We start from the raw sequence: 19,267 nt of genomic DNA on the forward strand, positions 1-19,267 counted from the left end.
CAGCGCCGAGGCGCCCCCCCTGTCGACGGGGCTGCCTCGGACCAGGACTGCGGGACCGCGCCTCAGCCGTTGAACTGGTCAGGGTGCGGGCCGGTGCGGCCGTCACGGTCGAGGGCATCGATCGCAGCGAGCTCGGTGTCTGTGAGCTCGAAGCCGAAGAGGTCGAAGTTCTCGGCGATGCGTGAGGGGGTCACCGACTTCGGGATGACGACCCGACCTGACTGGAGATGCCAGCGGAGGATCGCCTGGGCCGGAGAGACTCCGTGTGCCGATGCGATCTCGGCGACCGAAGGGTCCGAGAGCAACTCGCCGTGGGCGAGCGGGCTCCATGCCTCGGTCACGACACCGGCTGCCGCGTTCGCCTCGGAGACCTCGCGGTTGCCCAGTGCCGGGTGAAGCTCGACTTGATTGACGGCGGGGACGATCTCGGTCTCCGCGATCAGACGGGAAAGGTGCTTCGGCTGGAAGTTCGAGACGCCGATGGCCCTGACACGACCGTCCCTGTACAGCGTCTCCAGCGCTCTCCACGCCTCGATGTAGGCGTCGGTGGCCGGAGCCGGCCAGTGGATGAGGTAGAGGTCGAGGTAGTCGAGGCCGAGCTTCGCCAGCGTCGTGTCGAAGGCGGCGAGCGCGGCGTCGTAGCCGAGGTCCGCGACCCACAGCTTCGAGGTGACGAAGAGGTCCTCACGGGCGATCCCGGATTCGGCGATGGCCCGGCCGACGCCCGCCTCGTTGCCGTAGACGGCGGCGGTGTCGATGCTGCGATAGCCGACGCGCAGCGCCTCGGCGACGGCCGCGGTGGTCTCCTCGTCGGGGACCATGAACACGCCGTAGCCGAGCTGAGGCATGGGCAGTCCGTTGTTGAGGGTGATGGTGGGAACGGTCATGATGTGTCCTTTCTGTATCCCGGCGCCGCGTGCTCGGGCGGTACCGGGTGGGTGGTGCGGTACTGGATGATGGGGTGAGACTGATGGGCTGGTCGGGGCGAGCGCACTCGGTTCAGTCGGCAGCAGCGAGCGATGCCGCGGTCGCCGAGGCACCTGCCGACTGACTGTCGGTCGTGAACTGACTGCGGTGCGCGTTTCCCCAGGCGATCGTCATGACGACGACCGCAAGCACGGTGATGCCTGCGCCGATCCAGATCGGAGCGGTGTAGCCGAGACCGGCGGCGAGGCCGAGGCCACCGGCCCAGGCGCCGATCGCGTTGCCGACATTGAAGGCGCCGATGTTCGCGCCGGACGCCAGGGTGGGCGCTCCTCCTGCGTAGATCATGATGCGCGTCTGCAGGCCCGGCACGGTGCCGAAGCCGAATCCGCCCATGAGGACGAGAGCGATGATCGTGACGATCTGCGAGGCCGCGAAGAGAGCGAAGACGATGAGGACGATGACGAGAGCGACGATGAAGACGAAGAGTGTGAGGTCGAGCGCCTTGTCGGCGAGCTTGCCGCCCACGGTGTTGCCCACGACGAGACCGGCGCCGAAGAGCACGAGCAGCCACGGCACGGCCGAGCTGGCGAAGCCGGACACCTCGGTGAGGGTGTAGGCGATGTAGGTGAAGGCACCGAACATGCCGCCGTAGGCGAGGACAGTCACGAGCAGGGACAGCCAGACCTGACCGGAGCGGAAGGCACGCAGCTCATGGCGGAGGTGGACCTCCTCCTGCTCCTCGTGGGAGATCGTGACGAGGAAGGCGATGCCGACGAACGCGAGGACGCCGATGGCGGAGATCGCCCAGAAGGTCGAGCGCCAGCCGGCCTGCTGGCCGAGGAACGTGCCGAAGGGGACACCGAGGACGTTCGCCGCGGTCAGGCCGGTGAACATGATGGCGATCGCGCCGGCCTTACGCTCGGGGGCGACGAGGCCGGCGGCGACGACGGAGCCGACGCCGAAGAACGCTCCGTGGCACAGGGCCGCGATGATGCGGCCGAGCAGCGCCATCTCGTAGGTCACCGCGGTGGCCGTGAGGACGTTGCCGATGATGAAGAGGACGATGAGGCCGAGGAGCACGGGCTTGCGCGGCAGCTTCGTCGTCGCGGCCGTGAGCCCGAGGGCCCCGACGACGACGGCGAGCGCGTAGCCCGAGATGAGCCAGCCGGCGGTCGCCTCGGTGACCTGGAAGTCACCGGCGACCTCGGGCAGCAGGCCCATGATGACGAATTCCGTGAGGCCGATGCCGAAGGCGCCGAGCGCCAGGGCGATCAGTCCGAGTGGCATGCGTGTTCGTGGCATGTGCTTTCTCCGTTCGATCCCGGTAGGATAGTTGCAGATGCAACTGTCGGTGGATCGAAGCAGTTGCGTGTGCACGTATTTGTTGCTGCAACTATTGCACACGCAACAACTCGATGCAAGCAACGAACCCGAGAGGTGGGTCACATGAGCATTTCGGATGATGCTCTCCAGGTCCGAGCACAGGGATGGAGGACGCTCGTCGCGCTCCACGGAATGATCGACTCGGCCCTGGAGAAGGCACTGACGCAGAGCGCTCAGCTCTCCGTCGTCGAGTTCACGGTCCTCGATGCGCTCAGCCGCCAGGACGGCTGGCACATGCGCATGCAGCAGCTCGCCCGCACCGCGGCCCTGAGCCCGAGCGCGACGACCCGCCTGGTCAGCCGCCTCGAGGACCGCGGCCTGCTCACCCGCATCCTCTGCGCCGATGACCGACGCGGCATCTACACCGAACTCACCCCCGCCGGCCGCGACGTCCATGAACGCGCGCGCCCATTCCACGACGCCGCCCTCGCGAAGACCCTGACCGAAGCCGAGGGGCTTCCCGAACTCTCCCCACTGGTCGCAGCGATTCACCGTTCTTCAGAGCTCCATCGACCAGGGCCTGGCACTGCTTGATGCGTGTTTCCCGCCCCTCGACCCCCTGGCTCGCAGGCTGGTGATCACTGAGCTCGGCGTCACTGCCACTGCGCTTTGCGCAGACCGTAAGCAACTTCATGACGGCCGCCATCGGCGGCATCGAACTCCCGCATACCGAAATCAACCCGATCTCGCCAAGAGGAGGGAATGGAACGGCGTGGAGTCAGTGAAGTTGATGCGGATGGACACGAATCTTCTGGCCTTGAAAGCGGAACCGCCCAATCGGAAGCTTGAACAGATCGCACCGACCCCGATTCTTCGGCGACGCTGGCATCCGAGAAATGGCCCGGTGGCGCTCGAATTTTCGCTGCCAGCGAGCAGGGGCCCACTTGCCAGCAAACCCTGCCGACCCTGCTATACAGGCCAGACCTGTGGCCTTCACATTCGCGCGGGCCGAGACAAAGCTTATGCGCTTGCCTCGTCGATGGTCACCTCAGTCCGAACACCGGCCGCGATGGATCCCCATAGACAACATCCCGCCAGTACCGACGCATCCGGGCCCGTCCCTGAAGCCGACCTCATCGGACTTATTCGAGTAGGCAAGAGCCAACACCAACGTATCCCAGCTTCTCTACACGAAATCCGGGGCATAGGTCGACCGAAGGTCAGAAGCGACACTCGCGTGACACTGGGCCCGACACAGTGGCTGATTCGATCGCCTCAGGACGCACCCAAGAAGCCGCCGACGGATTTGAAACCCTTCTTGACTTACTCCAGAAAAGAGTAGAGAGTGGTAGAGATTACATTTTTGGAAAATGTAATCCACAATGCGGAAAAAGCGTGATACCGACACGACAGCGAGGTCGCGTCACTCAAGATCGCTGCTTAGCTACCACAGTGGAAGGTTCTATCAATGACGAAGAAGAAGTCCCTGAAGCGGTCGATTGCTTCTGTACCTCCGGGCTCCGACCGCCCAGAAGACCAGTGGCTCCCGCTGCCCAAGCAGTTCATGTTTGGACTCCAACACGTCCTGACAATGTACGGCGGCATCATTGCCGTTCCCATCATCATCGGTGGAGCAGCCAGCCTGACTCCAGCTGAAAGCGCCCTGATGGTCACTGCCAGTCTGTTCGTCGGGGGATCGCCACACTCATTCAAAGCATCGGATTCGGTGTGATCGGCTCAAAGCTCCCCCTCATCCAAGGGGTGTCATTCGCCGGAGTCGCCACCATGCTCGCGATTCTGCAAGGCGGCGGGACCATCAACTCGATCTTCGGCTCGATCATCGTCGCCAGCATCATCGGCTTCATCATCGCGCCCTTCTTTGCCAAGATCATCCGATTCTTCCCTCCTGTGGTCACTGGAGTGGTGATCACCTCGATCGGACTGACCCTCATCCCCACAGCTGCCGATTGGGCGATGGGCGGGGACGAAGAAGCCGCCGGATACGGTTCGATCAGCAATATCCTGTTGGCATTCACCACTTTCGGCATCATCCTGCTGCTCAGTAAGGTCGGATCCGCCGCGATCTCACGTCTATCCATCCTCCTCGGCCTGATCATCGGCACCGGGATCGGAGCACTGATGGGCAAAACAGACTTCTCCGAGATCGGGTCAGGCGTCCCGGTAGCGCTGCCGTCGCTGTTGCCATTCGGCGCGCCGACATTCGACATCGCCTCGATCCTGTCGATGCTCATCGTCATCCTCGTCATCAAGACCGAAACCGCCGCCGACATCATCGCCATCGGCGATATCGTCGGTACCCCAGTGAACTCGAAGCGAGTGGCCAACGGCCTGCGAGCGGACATGCTGTCATCGACCATCGCTCCCTTCTTCGGATCGTTCACTCAATCCGCATTCGCCCAGAACGTCGGACTGGTCGCGCTGTCGGGAATCAAATCCCGATTCGTCGTCTCCGCCGGCGGCATCATCCTCGTCGCGCTGGGACTGATCCCATTTCTCGGCGAGGTCGTCGCCGCCGTACCGATGCCGGTCCTAGGCGGCGCAGGCTTCATCCTCTTCGGCACCGTCACCGGCTCCGGCATCCGCAGCCTCAAGACAGTGGAATTCGGAGGCAACATGAATCTCATCATCGTCTCCTCCTCGCTGGCCTTCGCGATGCTGCCCGTGATGAAATCAGACATCTACGAAGCGTTCCCGAGCTGGTTCCAAGTCATCTTCCACTCTGGTATCTCATCCGCCGCGATCATGGCCGTCCTGCTCAATCTGCTGTTCAATGAACTCACCGCAGGAAATTCGAAGGACCCCTCGGTGTTCGCGGCGAAACCGATCAGATACCTCACTGCGACGAACCTTAACGACCTCCGCGAAGGCGACAGCTTCATCGACGGCAGATTCGTCGACTGCGATGGGGAAGAGATCCCCGTCGTTCCCGACGAGAAGGAAGAAATCGTCAAAGCTGCGATCGAGAACGGCGACATCGAGCACCGATCCCAGATCAAGCTCGTCGCCGAACAAGCCTCACCAGCAACCGGCCAAGGCACAGCGGACGCTCACAAGTCGAAACCCTGACCCCTCATCGGAGGGCTGATTCCCTGCAGAGCTCCACCCATTCGAAGCCTCCAGGTGCCATCGGCCCTGGAGGCTTCGGGGTCTGTCGCGATTCAATAGAGTCGAATCTCGGCACACTCACCGACGACGGGCAGGCACACTAGTGGTTCAGCCGAGGTTACGCTCATTCCACTCGCGATAGACCTCAACTGCATCGTCTCGGAGATCTGCCCGCATCGGCAGGCGACGCTCCTGCCACGGCTTGGTGTACTCGTTATAGAACGTACTCAGCTCGAAATACTTCCTATCATCGCTGTAGTACGGAGCATACGAGTCCCTGGTCGCGAGAAATACGACCTCTCGAGGTGAGCAATAATACAGAGAGCCCAGACACATGGGACAAGGCTGAGCAAGAATGTAAATGGTCGCATCGGAAAGATGCTCCGTTCCAAGTTCGGTGCAAGCAGCTCGAATGGCAAGAATCTCAGCGTGCGCGGTGGGGTCGTGCGTTTGCGCGACGAGATTCGGGCTCTCGGCCAGAATTTCTCCATCCAGTTCGATCACAGTCGCAAAAGGCCTCCCCCCGTGCATAACATTGTTCCGAGCAAGATCGATTGTGTGCTGCGCAAAGTCCATTCAGTCCTCCTATGTTGCGATCCGATTACGGTATACCAAAATAGACCCCATCGTCGACCCAGTCGCCGATGACCACTGTCCCGCTGCTAAGAAGTCTGAAAGAGATCCAGCCGCCAGCCCACCTCGGCCAGCGAATCCGTTGCGCTGCCTCGCAACTGCCCCATGAATTTCCCCCAAAGCCCTCAGAGCTCTCGAGCTCAACAAGCGAGCCCGCGAAGCCGAGTCGATGCGTACCCAATCGTCGCGCTCGGGAATCTGCCTGGCTTCAACCAACTTCGCATCTTGGCCAGGCCCTCGCCTGCGGCCGTTGGTATACTAGGACAGTGAATCAAGCTGCAAGTCGCCGATCAGAAGTGTTCCGAGTCACCGACATTCTGCGCTCCCAGATCATTGACGGAGAACGCCGTCCTGGCAGTCGACTCGTAGAGCGAGAATTAGCAGAGCACTTCGGCGTGAGTAGAGTTCCGATACGCGAAGCATTGAAACAACTTTCAGTCGAAGGCCTGGTCACCGCTCGACCCAACACTTGGTCAATCGTCCGAGACTTCTCCTCCAGCGATATCGCTGACTTCAACGAGGTCAGGAATGCCATCGAAACCGTTGCGTTCGAGCTGGCAGCAATTCGGCATACTCGAACTGGTCTGGCCGAACTTGAACAGATTATGCTCAGAGGGAAAGATCGAGCTCAAGCGGGCGATGTCACCGGCGCACGTCGAACGGCGACTGAATTCCACTCAAAAGCAGTTGAGCTGTCAGCTAATAAGCTATTGATCGAAATCAATGAGCAACTTGACTCTCGAATGCGTTGGCTGCTCAGCCGTCATGACGATCTAGAGCAAGTTGCGGTCGAACACGCCCAGTTATTTGATGCGATCGCTCGCCGGGACATCGGGAGAGTCCGTCACCTGACCCAGCGCCATCTCGAGACCAGCCGAGAACAGCAAGATCTCCATTCTCGCAGCAACAGCAGAACCCTTACCAACTGATTCTCCCTCTGTGACCGCCTTGACCAACTCCTCAGCAAACTGAGATATCGACTCTGTCGCAATCGAACGAAATGGGGCGGATGGATACGCTCTCACTGACTGCGGCGACCAGAGGCTCGAACGCACAGCACTGAGAACTGCATTGATACGCCAAGGCGGGGGCACCAGACCGCCGAATATCCAATGAACCGAGACGGACACCGTCAGCACATCACGGGCTGCTTTCGCCGCCGCAGATATCGCGCCGGCAATATTCTGGCCGGATAAGAGAATGAACGAGTCGTGACCGCCCGGGCACTCGCGCAGTTGCAGTGAGAACCAATCGACCAACAGACCTGAATGGTATACCGTAAGACGTGAAGTCCACGATCAAAGGAGTTCCATGACCGTTGTAAAGAATGTACGCCTCTTTGCCCGCCATCACGACGACGAAGCCGTAGACGTCGAATTCGGTGAGGGCCGGATCCAGGCGATCCGACCGACCGCAGAGACCGGTGGCTCACGATTGCTGCTGCCCAGCCTCGGGGATGTCCACGCCCACCTGGATTCGAATAGGCTGGGGCAGAGATTCCGCCCACACACCGCCGATGGCACGCTCCACGGATACATCATGAACGATCGCAAGAACTGGCGAAACGGAGAGCGCAGCGTGCGCGACCAGGCAAGCTACGCGATCGCAGCTATCGTCGCTTCAGGTGGCACACGAATCCGTTCACACGCTCAGATCGACTCAGACTGCGGTCTCGAACGATTCGTCGGCGTCCGTGATGCCCTTGCTGATCATACCGATGTCCTCGACTCCCAGATCGTCGCTTTTCCTCAGGCTGGCATCTTGCGTGAGACGGGGGTGAAACCCCTCCTGGATGAAGCACTGCGCGAAGGCGCCGACTTGGTCGGTGGCCTGGACCCCGTCCAGTACGACCGGGATCCCAAGTCACACCTTGACATCATCTTCGAGCTCGCTGAAAAGCACGGCAAGGGTGTCGACATCCATCTTCATGAAGGCGGGTCAGCGGGCGTCTTTTCTTTCGAAGAGATCGCCGAACGGACTCGGGCTCTGAGCATGCAGGGAAAGGTCACGATTTCCCATGCATTCGCGCTCAACACGAATCCCGAACCCGTCGTGCGCAGACTCACCGAACTCCTCGCCGAGGCCGGGATCTCTCTGACCACTGTTGCGCCCCAGAAAGGCTGTCTCCCACAGGATATTCTACGCGAGCATCATGTGGCTGTCGGTTTGGGCGAGGACGGCCAGCGCGACTACTGGAGCCCCTATGGCGACGGTGATCTGCTTCGCCGGACGTGGCAGTTGGCATTTATCAATGGCTTTCGCCGTGACGACGCGATCGAACATTGCTTTGACATCGCCTCTCGTGGAGGCGCCCTCGTCATGGCGGGGCAACGCCCGAACGACAATGCGCTCGTCGAAGATTCGGAATTCGGCCTGGCCGTCGGTGCCCCTGCAGACTTCATTGTCCTCGACGCCGACACGGTCACCTCCGCGATCATGGATTGCCCCAAAGACCGCGACGTGTACAAGGGCGGTGAGCTCGTGGCCCGCGGCGGCGAGCTCATTGGCGGTGTGCGCTGATGATCACTCGTGTGCGTGCGAAATTCGTCATCGGATACGACGAGAGTGACCATTGCCTCATCGAACACGGAGAACTCGTCCATGACGATGATCGGATCGTCTTCGTCGGGCGTGACTTTGAGGGTCATGTCGACACGGAAATCGACGCTGGAGAGGCAATCGTCTCTCCGGGGTTCATCGACACCAACGCATTGGCCGACATCGACCATGCGATCTTCGACTCCTGGCCAGACCGCTCCAGATCGCTGGGCTTGAGCTGGTCTGAATCATACCTGTCCGACCATGGGCCTCGCTTCGACCGCAATCGACTGAAGTTCCGACGTGAATTCGCCCTCTCCCAGCTCATCCGCAATGGCATCACAACAATGGTCCCCATCGCTGCGGAGACCTATCTCGACTGGTGTGAAGACTACCGGGATATGGCTGACACCGCCGAGGCGGTCGCGGCCTTGGGCATTCGAGCCTACCTCGGACCGAGTTACCGCACTCATGTGCCTTACACCGACGGGTCCCGAACGCTACTGCATAAGGACGAACGCCGAGGGTTGAACGGGCTCACCGATGCCGTACGCTTCATCGAAGACTTCGCGGGGAGCGCGAGTGGCCTGATCCAGGGCGCGCTGCTGCCGGCACGGATTGAAACTCAGACCGAGTCGACGTTGCGAGCCACCCGCGAGGCCGCGGACTCACTCCAGGTACCTGTGCGACTGCACGCCGCCCAGGGCGTGTTCGAAACCGAGGAGATAATCACCAGAACCGGCAAGCGGTCGATCCCATACCTGCATCAGCTCGGCTTCCTCGCTCCGAAGACACTCATCCCCCACGTGTGGACGGTACCGGGAAATCGCCTTATGCCACCCGAGCTCGCAACCGCCGAGTATGGTGCCTCTGGGCGCGGAACGGACGATCTCAGCCTGCTCGCCGAAACGGACACCTCGGTGATCTTCTGTCCCATTCCTACTGCCCACTATGGTGGCGGACTCGAAACCTTCGACACCTATCGTGCGCAAGGCGTGCGCGTAGTCATCGGTACGGACTCTGCTCCCCCGAACATGATCAAGGCGCTCGACCTGGCCACCGCCGAGACGAAAGTGCTCGGCACGGACCGGACCGCGGCCCAGGCTGCTGATCTGTTTCGAGCGGCGACTCTCGAGCCTGCCAGGGCTCTCGGCCGCAGTGACCTAGGACGATTAGCAGCAGGAACGCAGGCTGACTACTTTGTTCTCGACCTCACGAATGCGCACATCGGCCCGTATGCAGATCCAATCCGAACCTTAGTGATGAACACTGACGGGCGAGACATCAACCGGGTCGTAGTAGCTGGACGCACGATTGTCGAAGACGGGCAGATTGTGACGGTGAGTACGTCAGATTTCCGGGAACGCGCCCAGGAGTTCCTCAGCGACTATATCTCCGCCCATACCGAAAGCGACTTCGCCGGTCGCAGCCTCGACGAGCTTCAACCCTCAAGTTTCCCGAAACTCTGAATTTGCTTGAGCCATGGTTGAGTGAGTCTCGACTCTCGTGGAATATACAGAGGAAGTCAATATTTTTGAACTATGCGCCGGTCGCGACCGGCGCGACCGCTCCTGCAACTGCATCGTTTATTTCAGGAGTCACAACGAAACCTGATATCACAGGAAAGGTTACTCTGATTTCGGGATGAGCCCGCGGACTGGCGTGGTCTTCACCCCGATGACAGCCCCCACCGGCATCTCTCTACGGTGGAGCGTTCCCGAACAACCCGATGCAACGCGTGGGCGCCGTCGACGAACTCGTCGGAGCCGTGATCTGCGCGGGAACTCCGACGTCTCGTCCTACACCACCGGCGCCGCGATCATCCTCAACGGCGGCTGGAACACCCGACCTTCGCTCGAGTACACCTCTGGTCAGTGAATGTATGTGCCCCCATTACTCTTATGGCACCGGGTGAGCCGGATCGCATGAGGAGGGGTTGAGGCTCGCGCAGAGCTGTCGCGCCACACAGCTACGAGAACGACAGCGCCGTCCACCCGCCCTGCACAGAATACACAATTCCGTGTTGGAGGAGGTCTCTGGACCAGCGTTGGCTACCAACCTGGTGAAGATTATGGTCGCCGCCAGCAGGATCTGTGGATCAGATCTTTCGCTCTACGAGTACACGCCGTCCCCACGGGCGTCACGCTGCCGCTCTTCGGCTCACCAGGGCACCATGCTCTCGGTCACGAGTTCCCCGGCCGGGTCACAGCCGCTGGCTCGGACATTGCCAATGTCGAGATCGGTGCCGTCGTCGCTGTGCGCCCCAACGTCTGGGATGGCACGTGCGCAGGCTGTCTGCGCGGTGGCGTCAACCCCTGCGAACAGAAAGGCTTCATCGGCGTCTCCGGCGGGGGCGGCGGATTCTCCGACTACGTCGTCGCACATCGTGACGCCGTCCACGTCATCCGCGACTACGTCGGCGAGGATGTCGCAACGACGGTCGAGTCGACATCCGTCGCCGGGCATGCTGTCAAGCTCGACGGCTCTCATCGTCGAGGTGGGGCCGATCGGCTTTGGTGTCCTCTGCTGCCTGAACGCCCGCGGTGTCAGTGACCTCGTCATGAGCAAGCCGTCCGCGCCGCGTCGGGAGTCGGTCGGTCGACCTTCGACTCGACGTTCGGGGCCCCGCGCAACGAAGACACCTCGGGGGTCGTGTCCTAGTTCCACTCCCCCGTCCAGGTCGACCACAACGCGTTCTTTCAGACCCAGAAGCACCTCGTCGGCAGCTACGCGGACACGGACGAGGAGTTCGCCGAGGTGATCGAGGCCTTCGTCGACGGCCGCCCGGATCCGCGTCCGCTCACCACGAGCACCAACCCACTCGAGGACACAGTCGAGAAGGGGATCGAGCATCGTCTCGGCGACGGACGGGCCACCGAAACGAAGATCCTCGTCAAGCCCTGATCGGACCGGATCCAGTCTGGGCCCCGGGTGCCCCCACTCGCGGCGGTTCTCGCTCAGAGGTGCAGAACAGTCTGAGCGAGAACCGCTGCGGCGAGGAATGAAGTGGTCAGCGTCAAGAGGGCAATGATGACGACTTTCCAGCTGAGTTGCTTGATCGCCTGAACGTCGCGTCCCAAGCTCATTCCGATGAGCGCCAGCTGCAGCAATCCGAAGAGCATTACGTCCATTCCATCAACCCAACCGACCAAAACGCCGGAGTAGGGGAAGAACGGTGCGCTGAGCAACGTGGCGATCCCGAGCACCCACACACTGGCTGGTATCTTGGGGATCCATTTGGCGAGCAGAAATGACAGCGCGGTGATGGCAATCAGAAATACCGTACCGATGATCTGCCGCGGCGCGAACTCACCGGTGCCGATGACGTTGATCAGCAATCCCAGCCCGCCGGCGCTGCCAAAGACGAAGAGAGTCACCGGCCACCCCGTGGGCTCAGGTGGATCGGATGCATCACCCTCGGGCCCGGTCGGGATGTTCGACGACGCTGAGCTGCCGGTTGCAAGTACGTCTTCAGATGCAGATGGTCGCACGACGGCCTCGGACCTCTTCGATTTCTCCGAGGCGTCTCCGTCGGGAACGATGCCCCGCGCAACGAGTTTCGCCTCTTCGACCTCGGCATCGGGGCGGTTCCAGATTCGTGTCCAGAACAGGTAGAGCTTCCTCGCTAACGGCAGCGACAGGAAGACCCCGGCGTAGAATCCGACGATGTTCGTCACCAGATTTGACAGTCCGGCCAGGGCCATGATCTCCGTGGCCTGTGCGGGATAGAGCACAGATAGTGCGCCGACACCGCCCAGCATCATCGATGATGACCCCAGACCGAGTCCGAGGGCCAATGCCAGCGGATGGAGGATGTCGAGACTGCCGAACAGCCCTGCGATGAGGGACACATAGAGTGCTCCGAAAATCGAACCGAAGATCCACACGCCGAAGACTCCCCGATATTCGGGCGAGCGAATGCCGAACCGTTCGATCGCATACGCCAGGAACGATTCCCTGTCGACCGACCAGCTGGCGCCGATGGCCGACCTCCCCATCCGCAGACCGACGGCTACAGGCAAAGCGAGAACCACAGTTCCGAATATGTGGCCCACCTCTTGCAATACTATGGCCGGTCCGAGATTAGCCACTTCGCCAAGAGTGGGCCCGATCCCCATCCCGAGTAAAGCGAGGAACGCTACAATACCAACTCGGATCTGCGGGTCTCCAACAGTTCGGACACGCCCTGAGATGGGAACGATCTTCTGCAGCCCGATAACTGAACCGATCAGAACTGCCCAGATGATTGGAATGAGCACGACGGCCGCGGGACCGACTTTGAGCGTGTGCTCCCCGATAACAATGGCAATGATGCAGATTGCCAGCCCCACGCTGACGGAGATGGCCCACGACCACACTGTAGGGCGCCGAACAGACTGAACTGAAGAGTCGTTCGGCAAAAGAGAAGGTGACTCCCGTGTCATATGTATACCAACCATTATTGTAATCTGTAGCAATCGATACGCACGATCACGGACCAATCACCATTGACAGCAGGTCGATTTTTTCACTTTTTCGGTCTTCCCACAACAGATTTCAGCGGTCGGTATACCAATAATGTCCGACATTTCGGGCAATAAACTCGGAATCGGATTGACTCGCGACCCGTCGAAAAGACTGAATACTGGTGCACCGACCTGGCCGAAGTCAGCGCATCTCGCACAACGACAGCCAGAACCAGCTAGAAGGTTCAACTGCCGCAGCAGTGCCCCAAAACACAAGCGAATACGCGCAGGCTCACTTTCAGCGTCACGTCCAGCAATTCGCCTCTGCAGGGTGACCGCCAGGCACATCTACCCGCAAGGCCTCCATTTCGCTTTCGCCTGACCGCGATGGAACTGTGTAACATCAGCGAGCGAACCCGACTTTTCGCCGGCATACTCGGCCACAAACTGAGACACTGCCCTCTCGCCGGGCAGCGAGGCCCTTTAGATGGCCTTAGGTATCGCTGTCAGTGACCTCGGCTATATAGTCTCACCCGCATTGATTTCTGCATCCGGCCTCCAAGGTTACATCCTGCCTGAAGACCATTGCCCCTCGAGCCCGACCGGTCTCTGTCATAGGATCTGCCGATTCCCCACGATTGAGCAGCACGTGCGCCCGCCGGCTCCAGCGGCCACAGTCGACGACGACCGCTGAAGCCTGATCGGGACATTCGTCGTAACGCCCGGTCACTGATGATGATCAGTTGTTAGGTTCTTTGTGGTCGGTCGGGGTATGAATGATGTCGAAATACACAGATTTGTCATTCTCGTCGGGGTACACGCGATAGGTGAATTCGTCCTCGGTGAGGGTGACGATTACCGAATCTCGAGTGAACTCTTCATTCCCCTCATCGTCTTTGGCCACGATGGTACGGGTCTTGCCATCTTCGGACACCGTCCAGTCGCCGTGCATCTTTGGAGTATCGTCGAGGTTGTACATCGTGAACGATCCATCATCCTTGAAATAGGCCCAGCCCACGAAGTTCGCGACGTTTTCGTCCTCGAGGTCGACGTCATTGCCGTCGGCATCAGTAGCGCCTGTTGTCTCCCACGGAGTGGAAGCGAGCACATCGGAGGGGCTGGACTTCTCAGTCTCTGCTGGCTGCTCAGCCGATGCCGCTGTCTCTCCCCCAGCCTCGGCTGGGGAGCAGGCGCTCAGTGCTCCGACTGCAGCTGTGGCGGAGGCGAGGAGAACAACGGCTTTCATGATTACTGTATTTATCTTCATGCTTCTATTCTTCAGCGCCATACGCTCGTGCAAATCTGCCGATCGGACAGGAAGCTATGGCCAGATGGATGATGCGTGCTGTAGTGGCGCGCACTCTCTCGGGCGAGAATCGTATGCTTAAGATGTAATGAGTACTCTTCTCGCCCGCGCCCGGCATCTCGACGTCTGGTTACTCGTCGTCCTCGTGGTCCTCCTGGTTACGAGCTCGATTCGCTACATTCTGCGCCACGGTTTCAGTGGGGCCGGAATTCTCGTCCTCATTGGGGCTTTTGCGCTTCTCCTTTGCTATGGTGCACGCCCGAAACTGCGCAAGGCCACAGCCGCGTCCAGGGTCTGGTCGGTTGCGATGGCTTTGCTCGTTGCCGCTCTCTCCGTCATCGCCCCATCCTTCGCCTGGTGTGCCGTCCCTGTGGCATTCGTCGTGCTGCGAGCGCTGCCTTTCCGGTGGGCGGTTGCCTGCGTGAGCGCACTCGTCGTCGTCGTTGCTCTCTCTTGGTTGCGGATCAGCCCAAGTCCTGACATCACAATTGTCGTCGGACCCCTCGGCATCGCTTTGATTACGATCATGTCCTATCGGTCGTTGGACAAGGAATCCCAGGCTCGCGCACGCCTCATCGACCAGCTGGTCGCCACACAGGATGAGCTCGTGTCTGAACAACGCCGCGTCGGCGCGCTGCGCGAGCGCACCAGACTCTCTCGAGATATCCATGATTCCATCGGCCAGGACCTCTCGAGCATCCATTTGCTCTTGCAGGCAACTGAATACTGCTGGGAGTCGCGCCCAGAGCGAGCGCGGGAAAACGTGGCTACCGCGATCGAGTCCTCTCGACAGAGTCTGACCGAGATTCGCCGGGTAATCTATGACCTCAGCACTGATGTCGATAAAGCTGACTATGTCGCCCCCGAGGAGCTTCGCCAACGACTTGTCGAATTCGTCAGGAGTGTGAAATCGGAACCTACAGTCGAGCTTCGCGTAGATGGAGCAGAGAAACCGCTGACCGACCAGATCGCGCGGGCAGTTGTCGCGACTGCTCGCGGAGCCATTGCCAATGTTCTCGAACATGCCAATGCCAGCCGGGTCGTCGTTACAGTGACCTTTGCCCAGGCCCGCGTCTATCTGGACGTCCGCGACAACGGTCGCGGGTTCGACACACGCTACCCGACGATGCAGTCGCGAGATGGGGATGAGTCGAACCCGAAACTGCGCGGTCGTGGACTGCGGGGAATCCGCGAAAGAGCTCGTGAACTCGGCGGAGAAGCGGAAGTTGACAGCGAAATCGGCGACGGAACCACCGTATCAGCGTGGTTTCCCATCAGAAAGGAGCAGGGATGAGCATAATTACAGTTCTGCTCGTTGACGATCATCCGGTCGTCCGGGCCGGCCTGGCCGCCCTCATCAACGGTTTAGACGATATGCGAATCATCGCTGAGGCCGACGATCTCGAATCCACGCGGACTGCAGTGGCCGCATATCGACCCGACGTCGTACTCATGGACCTCAACCTTGGGACGTCTGCCCAATCTGGAATTGAGATCACCGCAGAGCTGAAAAGGCCTGCAGAGTCACCCGAGATCCTCGTCCTCACGACGTATCAGACGGAGTCAGATATTCTGCGCGCACTCGACGCAGGCGCGCGGGGCTACATCCTCAAAGACGCTCCAGCCGATGAACTCTTCGCTGCCATTCGCGCAACCGCCGCTGGAGAGACGGCGTTGTCCCCAGCTGTTGCTTCGGCCCTGGTGAGACGAAAATCCCAGTCCGGGACGACTGTAACCGAACGGGAGGTCGAGGTGCTCGACCTGCTTGCCAAAGGACTGGGAAACAAAGAGCTGGCACGCGAAATGTTCATATCGGAAGGCACTGTTAAGGCTCACCTGGCACACATTTACACCAAGCTTGGAGTCGATACACGAGTCGGAGCCGTGGCGGCAGCGATCGAGCGTCGAATTATCCGCACTCCTTAGTACCCAGTATTCTGCATGAGATGAATCCACTCCTTTTGGTATACCATCACACATGGGAATTCCGCTGACGGCGGAGTCTGACAGACGACGGTTGGGAGCAACGTGGCGACACACAAGTCTGGCACTGACCGCAGAGGAAGAGATACCGCATCAATCTGGCTGAACCCACTGCGCGCGGTTTCTTCACTACGAGGCAACCGCGCGTTCCAACAGCTGTGGTTGTCAAATCTGTTCTACTTTGCTGGAGTCTGGACCCAGACCCTTGTGCTCGGCTGGCTGGCCTTCGAAATTACTCACTCAGAATTCCTTGTGGCCGTATATGCAGCAGCCCGCCTTGCGCCATTGCTGCTCGGACCCCTCGCCGGCAGTCTCGCTGATCGATTCAATCGGGTCGCTCTCTTGCTCATCCTTGTCGGTTGGGCGACCTTCGCGGTATCGATGGTGGCGACGCTGGCCTCGCTGCACATTCTGTCCTACTGGGTACTTGTCGCCGGAGGCCTCGCTATTGGACTGGCCCAATCCCCATCTCAGCCTGCCCGGTTTTCGCTAGTCCTCGAACTCGTCGGACCCAGAAAACTGTCGAATGCCAATGCGCTCAATGCCTTGGCGATGAACATGACTCAGGTTATAGGACCTGCGGCCGGAGGCGCGATGATCGCCCTTATCGGTGCGCCGGCCGCGTTGTGGGTATCCGCCGGATGGTACGTACTGTCCTTCTTGCTTATCGTCCCTCTGCGCGGACGCGGTTCCGCCTTGCACAAGGGCAAGGAATCGGTAATCAAAATGGTAGTCGGAGGCGTGAAGACCGTCGCCAGCGACCGCCTCACACTTGCTGTCCTTCTGGTAACGCTGGCCGCGAATATCTTCCTCTGGCCGATCTTCCAATCGTTCATGCCGATTTTTGCCAAAGAATCGTTCGGGCTCGACGCCGCGGGCCTCGGCGCCCTCCTCACGTGCGCGGGAGTCGGAGGAATCGTCGGCTCGATCATCATTGCTGGTCTCGATGACTTTCGGTTCAAAGGCGGAGTCTTCATTCTTGGGACAATGACTTGGGGTGGGCTGTGGGCGGTCTTCTCACTCATGCACAGCCCCGCCTCGGCGTTCATACTTATGGTGCTCGTCGGAATGGCGAGTGCGACCTTCGGCGTTCTCCAAACGACTCTGATCCTCATCACTTCGCAGCCGCAGATGCATGGCAGAGTGCTCGGACTGCAGGAACTGGCGATTGGAATCATGCCAGCCTCGATCCTCCTCCTCGGCGCTGCCGCCGAGGCGATTGGAGTTGCCGCAACGACATTTGCTTCGAGCCTGATGATGATTCTCGTACTCGCGCTCGTTTTGTGGCGAGTGCCCGAGATCCTATATATTTCCCATTCTGAGGACATTCGCCATGACTGATGGTGCAAAGACCCGAGTAGATCCTTTCACACCGAGGCTGCTCGGGGTTCAACAGACATAGTCACGCTTGTTGATTTCCGCTGACGAGGCGATGTCGTAGACATCCAACTAGCCGCTGGCGTAGTCTTTCCCACTGCAACTGTGAGTAATCCAACATGCTTTATAAGGTCGCCTCCCCTTCTGATCCCTCAAAGTCCGAGACATCCCATAGATACTGGATATCTCCAAAATGTCCCCATCTGGCCGACTCAAATCATCAGTGGCTTGTTCTCTCGTTGCGTCGCTAATCGGAATCGATTGATGACAGATGAGAATTGCGACTAGAGTGTCATTGCGCCAAGCTAACGATCACTTCGATGGGCGGTCGAGTTCCGCCGCTAGAGACAAGCCGACGCTCTCTTCAGGATCTCCTCGGCCCTCTTTGCTTCAGCCAACTCAGTCCGGAGCCGCCGGTTCTCAGCCTCAAGATCGACTGACTCAGTTGATGTGGGCCTACCGGAGTCCTTATACTTGCGTACCTAGACTCGCAGGGCTTCATTGCTCGGTCCGAGTACGTTCGAGACGCGGGCGATAGCAACGCGCGCGGTGTCGGGGTCGGCCTGGGCATGGATGACGAGTTTAACGGCACAGACTTTGAGTTCGTCGGTGTATTTCACTGGCAAGAGAGAATCTCCTTTTTCCAATCTCCCTGCCTCTACTATCCCCCTGGGCGATTCGAACATCTCGACCGCAAGTCATTGACGAAGCGTGGGTTCCCGGATAGTTGACACGCTGATCTAGCGACCGTTCTAGCAAACGCCCCTACGGCTGGCCGTACTTTCGTAGGCACTATTCACTGCTGGCCACGGGTCGTCCGAACCCCGTAGCTCGCTCAGCCATAGTGAGAGCAGAGCGGGCCAACGCGACGTCAGGATCGTCGCGATTTCATGGCTCGCACAGATTCACAAGTATCGCTTCTTCTCGACGGTCAGCCTCGAGTCCTATGCACGGAGTCACTCTCTCGCAGTCGAGGTATTCATACTGATCGCAGCGGCGATTTCAACGACACTCTCGCCGACTTCGCGACGCACGGTCATCTCCAGCTCCACGCGGACCTTGTCCTCAGCCACTGCATGCTGCTTGCCTGGGAAACAGGGTTGGCCCCGGGACGGTACCAATCACAGCAACGATTACGCGGTCCACGCGCATCCACATCCCGGTCACACCACACAGCAGCACCTGCGCTCATGCTGGCGGCCGATGATCGTGCCCCCACTGGTGCAGAACTTTGAACACAGGCTGAAGACTCGCACCTTCTTCCGTGATCCGATAAGTCACCTGCGGGGGGGTCACAGCCGGCGCAACTTCCCTCTCGACGAGGCCTTCGGCGACCAGAGCTTTCAGCTCACTCGAAAGTACTTTCTAAGAAATCCCCGTCACACGCCTCTGCAAGTCCGCGTATCTGCGATCGTTGTCGAGAAGTTCCCAAAGCACCAGCATCGTCCATTTCCCACCGACGATGTCGATCGTGGCGCGCATTGTTTCACCGCAGTAATCTTGCTTAGCTGCCATTTCCTACCTCGTGGTTGGCTACTGACCTATAAGTGCCGTCTTCTCAAGCAGTTGTGTATTAAGCAGACTAGTTGAACAACGGCTGAATCGACAG

The 19,267-nt window shown here is 59.9% G+C and carries 15 protein-coding genes and 2 pseudogenes; 10 read left to right on the plus strand and 7 right to left on the minus strand.

Features of this window, described 5'->3' with window-relative positions; all coding sequences use genetic code 11:
- Positions 1 to 62: 62 nt before the first annotated feature.
- Entirely contained in the window at positions 63 to 887 is an 825-nt protein-coding gene (locus BLU88_RS12625; protein WP_092014452.1) for an aldo/keto reductase, read from the minus strand.
- Between the two features lie 112 nt (positions 888 to 999).
- Complete coding sequence (locus BLU88_RS12630; protein WP_092014455.1) at positions 1,000 to 2,214, minus strand: MFS transporter; 1,215 nt, start codon at positions 2,212 to 2,214, stop codon at positions 1,000 to 1,002.
- 159 nt (positions 2,215 to 2,373) lie between these two features.
- Between BLU88_RS12630 and BLU88_RS12635 the strand changes: the two genes are divergently transcribed.
- Positions 2,374 to 2,844, plus strand: coding sequence for a MarR family winged helix-turn-helix transcriptional regulator (locus tag BLU88_RS12635; RefSeq protein WP_092014459.1), 471 nt, complete (start codon positions 2,374 to 2,376; stop codon positions 2,842 to 2,844).
- Positions 2,845 to 3,718: 874 nt separating this feature from the next.
- Positions 3,719 to 5,337 (plus strand): annotated as a pseudogene (locus BLU88_RS12640) (nucleobase:cation symporter-2 family protein).
- Positions 5,338 to 5,484: 147 nt separating this feature from the next.
- Here BLU88_RS12640 and BLU88_RS12645 read toward each other — a convergent pair.
- Positions 5,485 to 5,952: a nucleoside deaminase gene (locus BLU88_RS12645; protein WP_092014462.1), complete on the minus strand. Its 468-nt coding sequence runs from the start codon at positions 5,950 to 5,952 to the stop codon at positions 5,485 to 5,487.
- Between the two features lie 323 nt (positions 5,953 to 6,275).
- On the opposite strand from BLU88_RS12645, the gene BLU88_RS12650 reads away from it, so the two are divergent.
- The 5 genes from BLU88_RS12650 (at position 6,276) to BLU88_RS19160 (ending at position 11,100) form a co-directional block, all read left to right on the plus strand.
- On the plus strand, positions 6,276 to 6,938 hold the full coding sequence (locus BLU88_RS12650) for a GntR family transcriptional regulator (protein ID WP_167356891.1): 663 nt from the start codon (positions 6,276 to 6,278) through the stop codon (positions 6,936 to 6,938).
- A 382-nt stretch (positions 6,939 to 7,320) separates the two neighbouring features.
- Positions 7,321 to 8,529, plus strand: a complete 1,209-nt coding sequence (locus BLU88_RS12655) for an amidohydrolase family protein (protein ID WP_092014468.1) — start codon at positions 7,321 to 7,323, stop codon at positions 8,527 to 8,529.
- A complete protein-coding gene (locus BLU88_RS12660) occupies positions 8,529 to 10,016 on the plus strand; it encodes a chlorohydrolase family protein (protein WP_092014471.1) in 1,488 nt (495 codons plus the stop codon). The genes BLU88_RS12655 and BLU88_RS12660 overlap by 1 nt, the downstream gene beginning before the upstream one ends.
- 175 nt (positions 10,017 to 10,191) lie before the next feature.
- Complete coding sequence (locus tag BLU88_RS12665) at positions 10,192 to 10,425, plus strand: hypothetical protein (protein ID WP_157689097.1); 234 nt, start codon at positions 10,192 to 10,194, stop codon at positions 10,423 to 10,425.
- Positions 10,426 to 10,692: 267 nt separating this feature from the next.
- Complete coding sequence (locus BLU88_RS19160) at positions 10,693 to 11,100, plus strand: alcohol dehydrogenase catalytic domain-containing protein (protein WP_407922856.1); 408 nt, start codon at positions 10,693 to 10,695, stop codon at positions 11,098 to 11,100.
- 404 nt (positions 11,101 to 11,504) lie between these two features.
- Here the strand turns inward: BLU88_RS19160 and BLU88_RS12675 are convergent, their stop codons facing one another.
- Positions 11,505 to 12,878 carry a DUF3100 domain-containing protein gene (locus tag BLU88_RS12675; protein ID WP_231939399.1) on the minus strand — a complete coding sequence of 458 codons (1,374 nt, stop codon included), beginning with the start codon at positions 12,876 to 12,878 and terminating at the stop codon, positions 11,505 to 11,507.
- An 853-nt stretch (positions 12,879 to 13,731) separates the two neighbouring features.
- Complete coding sequence (locus BLU88_RS12680; RefSeq protein WP_197678135.1) at positions 13,732 to 14,280, minus strand: DUF4822 domain-containing protein; 549 nt, start codon at positions 14,278 to 14,280, stop codon at positions 13,732 to 13,734.
- Positions 14,281 to 14,386: 106 nt separating this feature from the next.
- Between BLU88_RS12680 and BLU88_RS12685 the strand changes: the two genes are divergently transcribed.
- The 3 genes from BLU88_RS12685 to BLU88_RS12695 all read left to right on the plus strand — a co-directional run bounded on the left by BLU88_RS12685 (position 14,387) and on the right by BLU88_RS12695 (position 17,622).
- On the plus strand, positions 14,387 to 15,592 hold the full coding sequence (locus BLU88_RS12685) for a sensor histidine kinase (RefSeq protein WP_092014486.1): 1,206 nt from the start codon (positions 14,387 to 14,389) through the stop codon (positions 15,590 to 15,592).
- The gene (locus BLU88_RS12690) at positions 15,562 to 16,224 is read left to right on the plus strand and encodes a response regulator transcription factor (protein ID WP_331712435.1); all 663 of its coding nucleotides are present in this window, start codon (positions 15,562 to 15,564) and stop codon (positions 16,222 to 16,224) included. The genes BLU88_RS12685 and BLU88_RS12690 overlap by 31 nt, the downstream gene beginning before the upstream one ends.
- Positions 16,225 to 16,326: 102 nt before the next feature.
- Positions 16,327 to 17,622 carry an MFS transporter gene (locus BLU88_RS12695; RefSeq protein WP_092014492.1) on the plus strand — a complete coding sequence of 432 codons (1,296 nt, stop codon included), beginning with the start codon at positions 16,327 to 16,329 and terminating at the stop codon, positions 17,620 to 17,622.
- Positions 17,623 to 18,140: 518 nt separating this feature from the next.
- Here the strand turns inward: BLU88_RS12695 and BLU88_RS18170 are convergent.
- Positions 18,141 to 18,284 carry a hypothetical protein gene (locus BLU88_RS18170; protein ID WP_157689099.1) on the minus strand — a complete coding sequence of 48 codons (144 nt, stop codon included), beginning with the start codon at positions 18,282 to 18,284 and terminating at the stop codon, positions 18,141 to 18,143.
- 562 nt (positions 18,285 to 18,846) lie between these two features.
- A pseudogene (locus tag BLU88_RS19165) lies at positions 18,847 to 19,173 on the minus strand (winged helix-turn-helix transcriptional regulator).
- Between the last annotated feature and the right edge of the window lie 94 nt (positions 19,174 to 19,267).

This window comes from Brevibacterium siliguriense (genome assembly GCF_900105315.1).
In the GTDB taxonomy this organism is placed as follows: Bacteria; Actinomycetota; Actinomycetes; order Actinomycetales; family Brevibacteriaceae; genus Brevibacterium; species Brevibacterium siliguriense.